Origin of the sequence: Pseudomonas sp. RC3H12 (assembly GCF_018596375.1) — a bacterium.
Lineage (GTDB): Bacteria > Pseudomonadota > Gammaproteobacteria > Pseudomonadales > Pseudomonadaceae > Aquipseudomonas.
The window spans coordinates 484,794-498,096 of sequence record NZ_CP075595.1; the positions used below are offsets into that span (position 1 = coordinate 484,794).

At 63.7% G+C, this 13,303-nt stretch carries 14 protein-coding genes; all 14 read left to right on the forward strand.

Features of this window, described 5'->3' with window-relative positions; genetic code table 11:
* Positions 1–612: a phage tail protein I gene (locus KHO27_RS02215; RefSeq protein WP_111531759.1), complete on the forward strand. Its 612-nt coding sequence runs from the start codon at positions 1–3 to the stop codon at positions 610–612.
* Positions 605–3,277, forward strand: a complete 2,673-nt coding sequence (locus tag KHO27_RS02220) for a phage tail protein (RefSeq protein WP_214501113.1) — start codon at positions 605–607, stop codon at positions 3,275–3,277. Before KHO27_RS02215 ends, KHO27_RS02220 begins: the two co-directional genes overlap by 8 nt.
* A gap of 12 nt (positions 3,278–3,289) precedes the next feature.
* Positions 3,290–3,736: a tail fiber assembly protein gene (locus tag KHO27_RS02225; RefSeq protein WP_214501114.1), complete on the forward strand. Its 447-nt coding sequence runs from the start codon at positions 3,290–3,292 to the stop codon at positions 3,734–3,736.
* A complete protein-coding gene (locus tag KHO27_RS02230) occupies positions 3,723–4,589 on the forward strand; it encodes a phage tail protein (protein WP_214501115.1) in 867 nt (288 codons plus the stop codon). The genes KHO27_RS02225 and KHO27_RS02230 overlap by 14 nt, the downstream gene beginning before the upstream one ends.
* 141 nt (positions 4,590–4,730) lie before the next feature.
* Positions 4,731–5,897, forward strand: coding sequence for a phage tail sheath subtilisin-like domain-containing protein (locus KHO27_RS02235; protein ID WP_214501116.1), 1,167 nt, complete (start codon positions 4,731–4,733; stop codon positions 5,895–5,897).
* 13 nt (positions 5,898–5,910) lie between these two features.
* Positions 5,911–6,420 (forward strand): phage major tail tube protein, encoded by a 510-nt coding sequence (locus KHO27_RS02240; RefSeq protein WP_023628885.1) that lies wholly within the window; start codon positions 5,911–5,913, stop codon positions 6,418–6,420.
* 12 nt (positions 6,421–6,432) lie between these two features.
* A complete protein-coding gene (locus KHO27_RS02245; RefSeq protein WP_046856793.1) occupies positions 6,433–6,735 on the forward strand; it encodes a phage tail assembly protein in 303 nt (100 codons plus the stop codon).
* Between the two features lie 125 nt (positions 6,736–6,860).
* Positions 6,861–9,140 carry a hypothetical protein gene (locus KHO27_RS02250; protein WP_111531764.1) on the forward strand — a complete coding sequence of 760 codons (2,280 nt, stop codon included), beginning with the start codon at positions 6,861–6,863 and terminating at the stop codon, positions 9,138–9,140.
* 9 nt (positions 9,141–9,149) lie between these two features.
* Positions 9,150–9,995, forward strand: coding sequence for a phage tail protein (locus KHO27_RS02255; protein ID WP_102681657.1), 846 nt, complete (start codon positions 9,150–9,152; stop codon positions 9,993–9,995).
* Positions 9,970–10,176, forward strand: coding sequence for a tail protein X (locus KHO27_RS02260; protein WP_102681658.1), 207 nt, complete (start codon positions 9,970–9,972; stop codon positions 10,174–10,176). Before KHO27_RS02255 ends, KHO27_RS02260 begins: the two co-directional genes overlap by 26 nt.
* A gap of 16 nt (positions 10,177–10,192) precedes the next feature.
* Positions 10,193–11,227 (forward strand): phage late control D family protein, encoded by a 1,035-nt coding sequence (locus KHO27_RS02265; RefSeq protein WP_214501117.1) that lies wholly within the window; start codon positions 10,193–10,195, stop codon positions 11,225–11,227.
* A 217-nt stretch (positions 11,228–11,444) separates the two neighbouring features.
* The gene (locus KHO27_RS02270; protein WP_110697820.1) at positions 11,445–11,996 is read left to right on the forward strand and encodes a glycoside hydrolase family 19 protein; all 552 of its coding nucleotides are present in this window, start codon (positions 11,445–11,447) and stop codon (positions 11,994–11,996) included.
* A gap of 32 nt (positions 11,997–12,028) precedes the next feature.
* Entirely contained in the window at positions 12,029–12,490 is a 462-nt protein-coding gene (locus KHO27_RS02275; RefSeq protein WP_110698198.1) for a lysis system i-spanin subunit Rz, read from the forward strand.
* A gap of 32 nt (positions 12,491–12,522) precedes the next feature.
* Positions 12,523–13,269, forward strand: coding sequence for a colicin-like pore-forming protein (locus KHO27_RS02280; protein WP_158539543.1), 747 nt, complete (start codon positions 12,523–12,525; stop codon positions 13,267–13,269).
* Positions 13,270–13,303: the final 34 nt, after the last annotated feature.

Sequence of the window (13,303 nt, forward strand, 5' to 3'; positions counted from 1 at the left end):
ATGCAGAGTCTTCTGCCGCTCAACCGCACGCCACTGGAGCGGGCCATCGAGGTGGCCGCCGACGAAGACCTCAAGGCCGCCTTGCGCACCCTCTACAACCCCGACACCTGCCCGGCGCACCTGCTCTACCAGCTGGCCTGGGCCTGGTCGGTGGACCGCTGGGACGACAGCTGGAGCGAGGCGATCAAGCGCTCGGTGATCCGCTCGGCGTTCTTCGTCCACGCCCACAAGGGCACCCTCGGCGCCCTGCGGCGGGTGGTCGAACCGTTCGGCTACCTGATCGAGGTGCAGGAATGGTGGCAGACCCAGCCGGCCGGAGTACCGGGGACCTTTGCGCTGAAGGTCGGGGTGGCGGACAGCGGTATCGACGAACAGACCTACCAAGAGCTGACCCGATTGATCGAGGACGCCAAGCCGGTCAGCCGGCACCTGGTCGGGCTCGACATCAGCCTCGAAAGCCACATCCCCGCCTATCAGGCCGTCGCGCTCTACGACGGTGAACTGCTGGAGGTACTTCCCTGGCAGGCATCGGACATCGACATACACCTGGGCGCTTACAACCTGGTGAACGACCACACCTCGGACATACTGGACATCTACCTCAATGGCTAACTCAACCACCCAATTCGGTGGGTTCCTGACCAACGTGGGCATCGCCCAACAGGCCAACACCGCCGTGCTGGGGCTGCCCTGGAACATCACCCACATGTTGATCGGTGATGCTGGCGGCGAGCCTTCGCAGACCCCCGACCCAACGCCCAAACCAACCCAGACCGCGCTGGTGCGCCAGGTCTATCGGGCACAACTCAATGCCCTGTATCAATCGCCCGCCGACCCTGGAGTGCTGGTGGCCGAACTGGTTCTGCCACCGGAAACCGGCGGCTGGTGGATCCGCGAGCTGGCGCTTGAAGACGCCAACGGCAACTTCATTGCCGTGGCCAAGCCGGCCCCCAGCTACAAACCACTGTTGGCGCAAGGCTCCGGACGTACCCAGACCATCCGCATGCATGTGGTGTTCGGCAACCTCGCCAATGTGACGCTCAAGATCGACCCGAGTATCGTTCTGGCCACTCGCGATTACGTCGACAAAGCCCGCGAAGCGGCAGAGTTGTATGCGCGCAACCAGCTCAAGGCGCACCTGGAGACGGCCGACCCGCACCCGCAGTACCTGCGCCGTGCAGACGTGGCCAAGGACGTGGGGCCACTGGCCTGGCTCGGTGTCGCCACCGGTACCGCCGATGCCCTGACGCTGAAGCTTAAGAGCGGCGAGTCGGCCCTGGCGGCCTACGCCGCTGGTCAGCGCTTTCAGTTCCAGGCCAGTGCCACCAACACCGGCGCCGTGACGGCACGTATCAACGGGCTGACCGCCGTGGCAGTGAAGAAGTCCGGCAATACTGGCCTGGTCGACCTGGTGGGCGGCGATATCCGTGCCGGCGCTCTGTATGACCTGAACTACGACGGCAGCTACTTCCAGCTTGGCGGTGGCGTCGGTGCCAACAAGGCGTTCGAGCGTTTCTCGTTCGAGGCGTCGGTTGGCCAGACCGTCTTCAGCCTGGCGCACACCATCGGCAGCACCATCGTGCTGCGCAATGGTCGCGAGGTTACCGACTACCTGTCCGACGGCCAGAAGATCACCTTCAAGACACCCAGCAGCCTGGGCGAGGCCGTGGAAATCCTGGCCTTTAGCTCGTTCCAGGCCGCGAACAGCTACACCAAGGCCGAGACTCAGGCGCTGTTGAACACGGCGTCGGCGTTACCGGTGGGCGCCATGCTGCCGTTCCCGAGGGGCTCGGTGCCAGCCGGTTTCCTCGAAGTCGATGGCAGCACCCAGAGTGCGTCGGTTTATCCGGACTTGGCGGCGTACCTGGGCGGGGCTTTCAATAAAGGCAACGAGCCGGAAGGGTTCTTCCGTTTACCGGATACCCGCGGTGAGTTCCTGCGTGGCTGGGATCATGGACGGGGGGTCGATCCGGGCAGGGCAGTTGGTAGCTGGGCCGGTGATTCTCTGCTCGATCACCAGCATGCGGTGATCTCGGCTGACGCCGGCACTGGAAAGATGCCATTTGAGGCAAACGTCGCTGGGAGTGCAACAGGTAACCTGGGCGCAACCGCGAGGACAATAGGTAGTTCCGTACTTAATGCGACACTCGTATCTAGTGTGTTCGCTCCAGCTGCGGCCAAGGGTGGCACTGAAACCCGTCCCCGTAGCCTTGCTGTGATGTGGTGCCTCAAAGCGTGGAATGCGCCAGTGAACCAAGGGCAGATCGACGTCGCGGCCCTCGTCGCCGAACTGACGGCGTTGCGCTCTTCGACACCAGTCGGTGCGATCCTGCCCTTCCCAAAGGCCGAGGTACCAGCCGGTTACCTCGAGCTCGATGGCAGCCTTCAAAGCATGGCGACCTACTCGGACCTGGCGGCCTACCTAGGCACCACGTACAACAAAGGCGCAGAGCCAGCAGGCTTCTTCCGATTGCCAGATACGCGAGGCGAGTTCCTGCGTGGCTGGGATCATGGGCGAGACGTGGACCCAGGTCGGGATCTGGGCAAATGGCAAAAGGGCTCTCTGGCAATTGCGGACATGCCCGCCAGTGGCCAAGGTGCTGCCGCCCTGGCGCCATCTGCTGGCCAGACGGCTAATGATTACGGTTACGACGGGGTTGCCGACGCTACCTGGAATGGTTTGACAGTGGTCAACACGGGCTCCTTGACGCCAGTTACACCGGGTAGCGGTACATGGATGCTAGGCATGAGCCGCCCGCGCAACCTGGCGGTCATGTGGTGCATCAAGGCTTGGAATGCGCCGGTTAACCAGGGAAATATCAATGTTGCAGCTTTAGCGCCACTGGCTGGCCAGGCAACCGAAAGCAACTTGGGAACCATCAAGCTTGCCACCCAGGCAGAGGTCAATGCAGGTGTCGTAGAAAGTGTCGCGGTTACGCCAAAGAAACTGCGTTGGGGCTTTTCCATGTCGTTTGGCACGAACGGATACATCATTTTCCCCAGCTGGCTTGGTGGATTGATCATTCAGTACGGCTCAAGCGCAAACACTACGGAATCTGTCGATATCAGTTTTCCGGTTGCCTTCCCCAATCGCTGCGTCTGGGTTGCAGCCACTGACTACACACCCGCCAATGGTACTACCCGTACCTACTGGCAATTCCGGGATTTGAGAAGCACAGGCCTCAATGCCCTCAACCAGGGGTCTTTCACCAAAGGCTCGACCGGTTGGGGCAACCCTACGCTGTCGGCCTGTCCCTACTTTGCTATCGGCTACTGACAGGGAGCATGCATGAAGCGTTTTTATAGCCAGTCGACGGGGTCTACCTATCTTAGCGGTGTCCACTTGCAGATGCCCGACGATGCAGTGCCGATTACCGAGGCCTTGTATGAGGCCGTCATTGCCAATCCTGATCTGGACAAGATCCGTAGCCATGATGACCTCGGCTTGCCGATCCTGATCGAAAGGACTGCTCCCAACAGAGAAGAACTAGCCCGCATCGAGCGCGGCTGGCGCGATTCGCAAATGGTCAGCAGCCAGTGGTTTGTCGCCCGATACAACGAGGAGCAAAGCCTGGGATTGGTCACGACTCAAACGGAGAAGCAGTTCGAGGCGTTGCTTCGCTATCGACAGTCTTTGCGCGACTGGCCTGGTTCTGACTTGTTCCCGGATTCTGCGCATCGCCCGCAAGCTCCAGCATTCTTGGACTCGACAGGAGGTCAGTATGAGCCGCAGTGACGTTTTGGCCTCGATCGAAAGCAATATGCTTTCGGTCCAGGGCATCAACAACTCGGTCATCCGTGGCAACAAAGTGCTGGACGTCCATGAGGCAGGTTTCCTGCTTGTAGATGCCTCGGCAGGCCAGACCATGATCACCCTGCCCAAGGCCAACCGCATCATGGATGTGCGGGTACAGCGCGTCGACAATAGCGCCAATGTATTGCTGGTCTACGCCGCCAGCGGCGAGAAAATCAAGTTCCATACCCACCTTCGCCCTGAAGGCTATCCCTTCTGCATGGTGCTGGGTGGCGGTGATTTCTGGCATTTGCGCAGTGATGGTGCTGGTAGCTGGTTGCTACTTGACCGGTTCGATAACACGCCGCTGGGACGTATCGCGTTTGAAACCACGACAGCGCCCAACCCAGGAGGCTGGGGGCGGCCCGACGCTCGGCTGCTGGGGCGTGGTGACTGGCCCTGGTTATGGGACCACGCTCAGCAATCGGGAATGCTTGTGGATGAAGCGCAGCGTGCTGGCATGGAGGGTGCCTGGACTCGTGGTGACGGCAGTTCAACGTTCCGTATTCCGGATTTTCGCGGCGAGTTTCTTCGTATGCTCGATGAGGGGCGGGGGGTCGATCCTGGCCGTACTGCCGCCAGTTGGCGCATGGGGACAAAAATCACTGGTGACAATGCCAGTGCTCCTGCCGTTCAGGGCATCGGTAATCTGGCTGAGGTCGGGGTCGACAAAGGTGATGGTTTCACCGGCGCAATCTATTACGTCGGCGCCACTCAGACGGAAACGAATGCAATCTACTGGGGTACTGTCAGACCCCGCAGCACTGCCTACCCTGGACGTTTGAAGCTGATCTGAAGGGGGGGTGCAGGTATTCGGCAAGGCTGAATGTCTTCGCTTTCTTCACTTCGTTTTACTCCGGTCCTGAATGCTTTCAGGACCGGCCCCCATCCTGGCCCCGCACTCGCGGGGCTTTCTTTTTTTCTGGAGTAAACCTACATGAGTGGATTCTTCCACGGCGTCACCGTGACCAACGTCGACACCGGCGCCCGCAGCATCGCGCTGCCGTCGTCCTCGATCATCGGCTTGGTCGACACCTTCACCGAAGGCCCGGGCGTCACCGCCAAGGCCAATGACCTGATTCTGATCACCAGCGAGCGCGAAGCGGTCGCGGCGTTCGGCCAGGACGCGGCGATCACCAAGGCCTGCCGCGCCATCTACAGCCGTGCCAAGGCGGTTATCGTCGCCTGCGGTGTGGCCAAGCTCGAAGACGCCGCCGAGCAGACCTCGGCGATCATCGGCAACGTGCTGGCCGACGGCAAGCGCACCGGCCTGCAAGCGCTGCTTGACGGCAAGAGCCGTTTCAACGCCCAGCCGCGCCTGCTGGTCACTCCCAAGCACAGCTCCACCCAATCCGTCGGTACCGCCCTGGTAGCCCTGGCCGACAAGCTGCGCGCCATCGCCATCATCGACGGCCCCAACACCACCGACGAAGCGGCCATCGCCTACGCCAAGAACTTCGGCGCCAAGCGCGCCTTCCTGGTCGACCCGGGCGTGCGCTACTGGGACAATGCCGCAGAGGCCACCGTCGACGCGCCGGGTTCGGCCTGGGTCGCCGGCCTGTTCGCCTACACCGACCGCGAGTACGGCTTCTGGGCGTCGCCGTCGAACAAGGAGTTCGTCGGCATCACCGGCACCACCCGCGCCGTGGAGTTCCTCGATGGTGACGACACCTGCCGCGCCAACCTGCTGAACAACGCCAACATCGCCACCATCATCCGCGACGACGGCTTCCGCCTGTGGGGCAACCGCACTCTGTCGAGCGACCCGAAATGGGCCTTCGTCACCCGCGTGCGGACCATGGACATCGTCATGGACGCGATCCTCTACGGCCACAAGTGGGCCGTCGACCGCTCCATCACCGCCACCTACGTCAAGGACGTCACCGAGGGCCTGCAGGCCTTCATGCGCGACCTGAAGAACCAGGGCGCGATCATCAACTTCGAGGTCTTCGCCGATCCGGAGCTGAACACCGCCAGCCAACTGGAGCAGGGCAAGGTGTACTGGAACATCCGTTTCACCGATGTACCGCCTGCCGAAAACCCCAATTTCCGCGTCGAAGTCACCAACCAGTGGCTGACCGAAGTCCTCGATTCCGCCGCTTAAGGAGCGCACCTACATGGCAATGATTCCCGAAACACTGGCCAACCTGAACCTGTTCGTCGATGGCGTCAGCTTCCAGGGCGATGTGCCCAGCCTGACCCTGCCCAAGCTCACCCTGAAGATGGAAGAGCACCGCCCCGGCGGCATGGACATGCCGGTCGAGATGGACCAGGGCATGGAGAAGCAGGAAGCCGCCTTCACCACCACCGGCGTGCGCCGCGAGTCGCTGAAGTTCTTCGGCCTGGCCGATGGCACCGCCTTCAACGGCACCTTCCGCGGTGCCTTCAAGGGCCTCAAGGGCAAGATCAACCCGGTCATCGTCACCCTGCGCGGTTCGCTGAAAGAGATCGACATGGGCGACTGGAAGTCCGGCGACAAGGCCGAGATCAAGCACAGCGTCGCCGTCACCTACTACAAGCTCGAAGTCGATGGCCGCCTGGTCTACGAAATCGACGCCCTGGGCATGAAGCGGGTGATCGACGGTGTCGACCAACTGGCCGCCCAGCGCGCCGCCCTGGGTCTTTAAGGAGAACGTTCGATGGCTCAAGCGAAGAAACTGCCGCAATGGCTGACCGTCAACGCCGAGCGTGTGACCGTGCGCCTGTCGCGCCCCAGCGAAGCCAATGGCGTGCAGGTCGACAGCCTGTCGCTGCGTGCACCGACGGTGCGTGATATCCGCAACGCCCAAGCTGGCGGCGCAGTTGACGACGAGCAGCGCGAACTGAACCTGTTCGCCTCGCTCGCCGAAGTCGGCGTCAAGGACCTCGAAGGCCTTGCCCTGAAGGACTACAGCCGCCTGCAGACCGGCTATTTTCGCCTGGTGCAGGACGACGAGGTTTGACCCTGCCCGGCAGAAGGCCGCCGCCAGGCGGCTGGCCAAGGAGCTGAACTTTTCCGCCAGTGAAATCATGACCATGTCGTACAGCGACATGGTCTGGTGGCTGGCGGAGTGACAAGGAGGAACCTATGGCGAACACACAGGTGTTCACCCTCGGCGTCACCAGCAACCAGACGTTGGGCAGGTCCGCCGAGCGCTTGCGTATTCAGGTCGAGCACCTGCGCAGGCAAGCGGATGGTACCCGGCTCGGACGGTTGATCGGCGAGGTCATCCGCCTGGGGCTCGAACTGGACAAGGTGGACCAGGCCGAAAGGCGGCTGGATAACGACCAGGCAGGAGCCCATGAGGCGCAGATCGAGCGATTGCGCCATGAGGGGAATGAGGTCGAGCGCTTGCGCAGGCTGTATCTGTCACTTGGACGCAAACCGTTGGAACTGCGTTCGGTGGTGGTGGCCTCGAGTGCGGCCGTCGCCAAGGAATCAGCAGTTCCGACGTTGGCGCAGCGCAAGGCGGCCTTGCTGGAGGGGACGAGCACCGCGCCACGGCCGGCCCGGGGTGATCCGCCCGAGGCGCGCAGTGCGGAGCAGGGGCGTGTGCCTCTGGAGTCGGCGAATGCGGGTTTGACGGTGCTCAAGGCTGGAGCGGTAGGTGCCGGTACTGTCGGTGTCGCCGCTGGCGCTGCCTGGGGAGCACGTTCGTATTATCAAAGTCGAACGCCGGAAAGACGAAGCGAGATCACCAAGGGCTTGAAGGAGAGCGGTGGCAAGGCGGCGGCCAAGGGCGTCACCAAGCTTGGCTTGGCCATGCTCAAGGATAAGGGCGAGGACAAGGCCGAGGCTGCTGGTGCAGCCCTTGGAGGCGTACTCGGCAATCTGGGAGCGGAGCTCCTGGGCGGCCTGACCAAGAACAAGCAGATCCAGAAGTACGGCGGTGAGATCGGCGAAATGATCGGCGAAGGCGTCGGTGGGTTGATCGGCAAGACGGTTTTCGGCTGGTTTTCCGATACGCCCGCCGCCAACGATGCCTCAGGCACGGACAAGGCTGCGGCTGATGCTTCAGCGCAACGTTCTGTCGATGCGCCCGAGGGTACCGCCACGCCGCCAGGAGAGGCCCGAAGCGCCGCACTTGAGAGCGCTGCTGCAGCTAAAGAGCTCCCCCCCGAGGGCCCCGCCAATGGTGCTCGGGAGATCATGAAGGGCGGATTGATCGCGGCAGGTGCGCTGGGTGGTACCGCGTTTGCCGCCTGGGGCGCGCGGACCTACCAAGGGCAATCTCCCGAACGACGCCCCGAGATCACTAGCGGTCTGCGGGAGAACAGTGGCAAGGCCGCCGCCAAGGGCGCCACCAAGCTTGGCCTGGCCATGCTCAAGGACAAGAGCGAGGACCAGGCCGAGGCGGTGGGGGCTGCTTTCGGGAGCGTACTGGGGAACCTTGGAGCGGAACTGCTCGGAGGCGTGACCAGGAACAAGCAGATCCAGAAGTACGGCGGTGAGATCGGCGAGATGATCGGCGAAGGTCTTGGCGGCCTGGCTGGCAAGACGCTCCATGGCTTGTTCTCCGACAAGCCAGCCGCCAACGATGCTCCTGCCGATAAGGCCAAGATTCCTGCCGCTGCCACTCGCATGCCTGAAGCCAGTGACGATGTCGAGGAGCCGGAGGAAGAGGAGGAGGAAGAAGAGGTCGACGAAGCCGAGGACGAGGCAGCCTTTTTCGAAGCCCAGGAAGCGGTACCGGACATCCCGCCAGCCAGCGCGGCCGGACTCGCCGGTACTGCGCTCACGGGCCTGGCGGGCAGGGCAGGGGCCGGCAATGCCGGCGCCTCGGTGGCAAGGCGAGTGTTCAGGCGCATCCCAGGTGCCGCTTTGCTCGACACCGGTTTGCAACTTGCCCAGACCTACAACAGCGATGCCTCGCCCGAGCAGAAACTCGAGGGTTATGGCACCGCCGCTGGTGGCCTGGGAGGCGGTTTGGCCGGTGCTGCGGCCGGTGCTGCCATCGGCTCGGTGGTACCGGTGATTGGCACCGCGATCGGTGGCCTGATCGGTGGCGTGCTGGGCAGCATGGGAGGTGAAAGCATTGGAGGCTGGCTGGGCAAGGCGCTGGGTTCGGGCAAGGAAGAGCCTGCCGCCAAGCCGAGCCTGGGGGAGGCAGTACGGGCAATGGATAGCCCTGCAGCACAGCCGCCGCTACCCGCGCCGCCGGTAGCGACGGCAACGCCAGCGGTCCCACCCGCGCCAATCAACCAGCAGTTCACCTTCACCGCCAACATGCCGGTCACCTTCAGCAACAGCCTCGATGACCCTTCCGTATTGCAACAGCTGGAGGCCATCGCCCGTCGTCAGCTGGAAGAGTTGATGCGCCAGGCTCGTTCGGCGCAGTTGGCCGACACCCCACATATCGCACTTTAAGGAGGATCCATGACCTATTTGGAGCAGCTGCAAGCCACGCTGCACGCCCTGGTCAAGGCGGGAGAGGCAGGGCGTCGGCGTGCCGACGCCATGCTCGATCCGATGAACGACGCGATCGGCCATATACAGGGCGCTGTGGGTGAACTGGAAGGTTTGCCGGTGGTTGGTCCGATCATCGGCGCCAAGTTGCAACGCACGATGCGTGCAATCAGCAATGCCCAGGCCAGGGTCGCCAAGGTGGTGGCCAAGTACGACCAGGCGGTGGCGGTGGTACGTCAGGTGCGTGATCGCATCGACGGTTTTGCCGCCCATGCCGCCAAGGCCGGGGCAGCGATCCGCCGGGTGGTGGGGGAGGTGCGTTCGACCGTGAACGGCGTGCTGTCGACGCTGGGCTTCGCGCCCGAGGCGACGCCAGCCGCCGAAGCGGTCAAGCCATTCCCCCACCTGCTGGTGATGCAACCACTCAAGGCCGGTTCAGCGCCGTACTACTTCAACCTCGACACCGCCGCCTTCGACCAGTTGCGCCGGCAGACCCGCTTCCGCTGGGCCGGCCAGGAGCGGCTAAGCCGCGACACCGCGCAGCAGGCTGTGAGCCTGGGTGAAGAGACCATCAGCATTCGCGGGGCGATCTTCCCGGGTTTCAAGGGTGGCCTCGGCCAGTTGCAGACGCTGCGCAGCATTGGCCGCCAGTTGCTGCCGCTGTCGTTGACCACTGGCTACGGCGAGGTGCTCGGCACCTGGTGCCTGACCAGCATCGAGGAAGAGCAGAGCGTCCTGCTGGCCGGCGGCATTCCGCGCAAACAAGGGTTTTCACTGGAGTTCGTGAGCTATGGCCAAGACCTGCACAACGTCTGAGGGCGACCTGCTCGACACCCTCTGCCAGCACTATTACGGCCACCTGACCGGCACGGTCGAGGCCGTGCTGGATGCCAACCAGGGGCTGGCGGACGAGGCGCAGCCGTTTCGCGCCGGGGTGAGGATCCTGTTGCCGGAACTGCCGATGACGACCAGCGAAACCTTGCAACTGTGGGACTGACATCGGAGCCTCAATCGTGCAACCCCAATTCCGTATCACCGCCGACGGCAACGACATCACCAACCTGATCAACGACCGTCTGCTGCTGCTGCGCACCACCGATAAACCTGGCCTCGAGTCGGACGAATTCGAACTGCGCATCGATGCCCGTGACGGCAACGTGGCGCTGCCGGCCAGGGGCGCGCTGCTGGAGGTGCACCTGGGCTACGCCGGCCAGCCTTTGAGCCGACTGGGCCGCTACACCGTCGATGAGGTCGAGCTGTCGGGCCCGCCAGACACCCTGGTGATCCGCGGCAAGGCCAGCGACCTGCGCGGCAGCGGCAAGACCATCCGCAGCGGCAGCTGGGAGAATACGACGCTGCAGCGCATCGTCGCCGAGATCGGCGCCCGCAACGGTTGGCAGGCGGTGTGCCCGGTGGCCGTGCAGGTGCCGCGGGTCGACCAGTACAGCGAGTCGGACTTCAACTTCGTCACCCGCCTGGCGCGCCAGCACGACTGCACCGCCAAGCTCGCCAATGGGCAACTGCTGGTGCTGCCGCGCCAGGGTGGACATAGCGCCAGCGGCAAGCCTCTGGAGGTGGTGGGCATTACACGTAACCAGGTCAGCCAGTGGCAGTTCCGCCTGGCCGACAAGAGCACCCACAAGGCCGTCAGGACCCGCCACCAGGACAGCGCCAGCGGGCGCCTGCAGGCGGTGGAACTGGTCAATGGCGATGCCCCGGACGGCCTGCAGCCGGTTTACACCGACCGTCACCTGTACCCCAACCGTGCGGCGGCGGAACAGGCCGCCCGTGCCCGCCTGGCCAGCTTCAACCGCGACACCGCCAGCGTGCGCCTGGACATGCCCGGGCGCACCGACCTGTTCGCCGAGCGCGCCATCGATGTCCAGGGCTTCCTCGCCGGGCTCGATGGCCTCTACCTGATCGAGTCGGTTGAGCAGGTGTTCACCAGCAGTGGCTGGCGTACCACCGCGCAATGCAATGGCGGGCGCCAGGGCAAGGCCAAAGCCAAGGGTTCCGCGCCTCGGCGGGCGGGTTCGCTCAAGGCCTGAGGCAGGGTGGTGAGGGTTTCCCGATGCCTGCCGGCTGCGGCGCTCCCTATAGTCGCTGTCAGCCGGCCGCATCACCCTGTTTCCGAGCTCCAGATCAGCTGCGGCGGTCGCCACACCTTGAATCCTGTGAAAGCCAAGCGCTTCGAGCCATCGCCCATGAGCGAGCTACAGGCGGCACCGGCCGCCTTTCGATCAGACCGCAATGGAGAATGCACCGATGCCGCTCACTGAACAGCAACTCAAGCAGATCTACCCGCTCGCCGGCCAACGCGCCGCCGCGTTTTTGCCGGCGCTGAACACGGCAATGGCCAACTGGGAGATCGACCACCCCAAGCGCGTTGCCGCGTTCCTGGCCCAGGTCGGCCATGAGTCCGGCCAATTGCGCTATGTGAAGGAGCTGGGCAACGACAAGTACCTGGCCCGCTACGACACCGGCAGCCTGGCGCTGCGCCTGGGTAACACGCCCGAAGCCGACGGCGACGGCCAGCGCTATTGCGGCCGTGGCCTGATCCAGGTGACCGGGCGTAACAACTACCAGGCCTGCAGCCGTGCGTTGTTCGGTGACGAGCGCCTGCTGGCGCAACCGCAGATGCTTGAGCAGCCGCGCTGGGCCTGTGAATCTGCCGCCTGGTTCTGGCACTCGCGTGGGCTCAACGCCCTGGCCGACCAGGGTGAGTTCAACCGCATCACCCGGCATATCAACGGCGGCCTGAACGGCTTGTCCGAACGGCTCGAACTGTGGGCGCGGGCGCGGGAAGTGCTGTGCTGAGCCGCCTGCAACTGGCGGCGTGCGTCGGGCTGATGGTGTTGTCCGCTGCCGTGGCCTGGCAGGCGCAGGGCTGGCGCCTTGGTCGCCAGCTGGCCGAGCAGGAACAAGTGCTGGTGCAGCAGCGCCTGGACCAGGCCGAGGCGCTGCACGGCATGCTGCTGGCCGAGCGCGAGCAGCGCCAGGGCCTTGAACAACGCCTGCAGGACACTGAAACCAAACATTTCCAGGAGTTGACCGATGCCCAGCACACTCAGGCTCGCCTGCGTGACCGCCTTGCTACTGCCGATCTGCGCCTGTCGGTCCTGGTCGAGCGCGACACCACCTGTGCCCCAGTGCCTGCCGCCACCGGCGCCGGCGGCGTGGATCATGGCTCCGTACGCGCCCGACTTGACCCGGCGCATGCTCGACGAATTATCGCCATCACCGACGACGGCGATCGTGGACTGATCGCCTTGCGGGCCTGTCAGGCTTATGTGCGCGCACTGTCGCACTGATCTGCATTTCTTATCTTTTTTCCGTCAGGGCGTTGATCGATGAATTGCGCAAGCTGGACGATTACGACGTGCCAGCGGCGCTGGATGTCGAGCTTTCTCTCTTTACGGCAGCGCTGGCGTTGTATGTCGACCTCAAGGCGCAGGAGCAGTTGAGCGCGAAACTCGATGCCCTGGAAAAGGCCCGGCGTGACGCCGCGGAAAAGGAGGCCTACAAGGATGCCGCCACCTACGCCAGCGACATCGGCAAGGAAATCGCCAGCCGTTACGGTGAGCGCGTATCGCAAGCCGCCCGGGAGCTTCAGAAGGATATCTCGGGCAAACAGGTGCGCAGCTACCAGGATGCCCTGAAGACATTCGAGAAAATGTCGAGCAACCCTGGCTGGAAGCTCAATGGCAAGGATGCGGCTGCTGTCGCGCAAGCGTTGCGCGCACTGGACAAGGCGACCTTGGGCGATAACATGACGCGCCTGGGCAAGGCTTTCGGCGTTACCGGCGGGGCCATCCAGGCCCAAGGGCTTGTGGAGGCGGCCGCCACAGGGTTCCAGACGGGAGAGTGGAAGCCCTTCCTGCTGGAGATGGAGAGCGCCGTGCTCGGCAAGATCGCAGGCAGTGCGGCCGGGGCCATGCTCGGCATCACACTCGGTTTGCTGGGGGTGACGGTGACGGGTGGCGTGGCGCTGGTCGTCGGGGGTGTGCTGGTTGGCCTGGCCAGTTCCTACTTCGACCCGGAGAAAGTTGATCAGATCAACAACTGGGTAATGGACGCCGTAGGCGCCTGACGCTGTTCACCAAGGAGCGCGTTGCGCTCCTTGG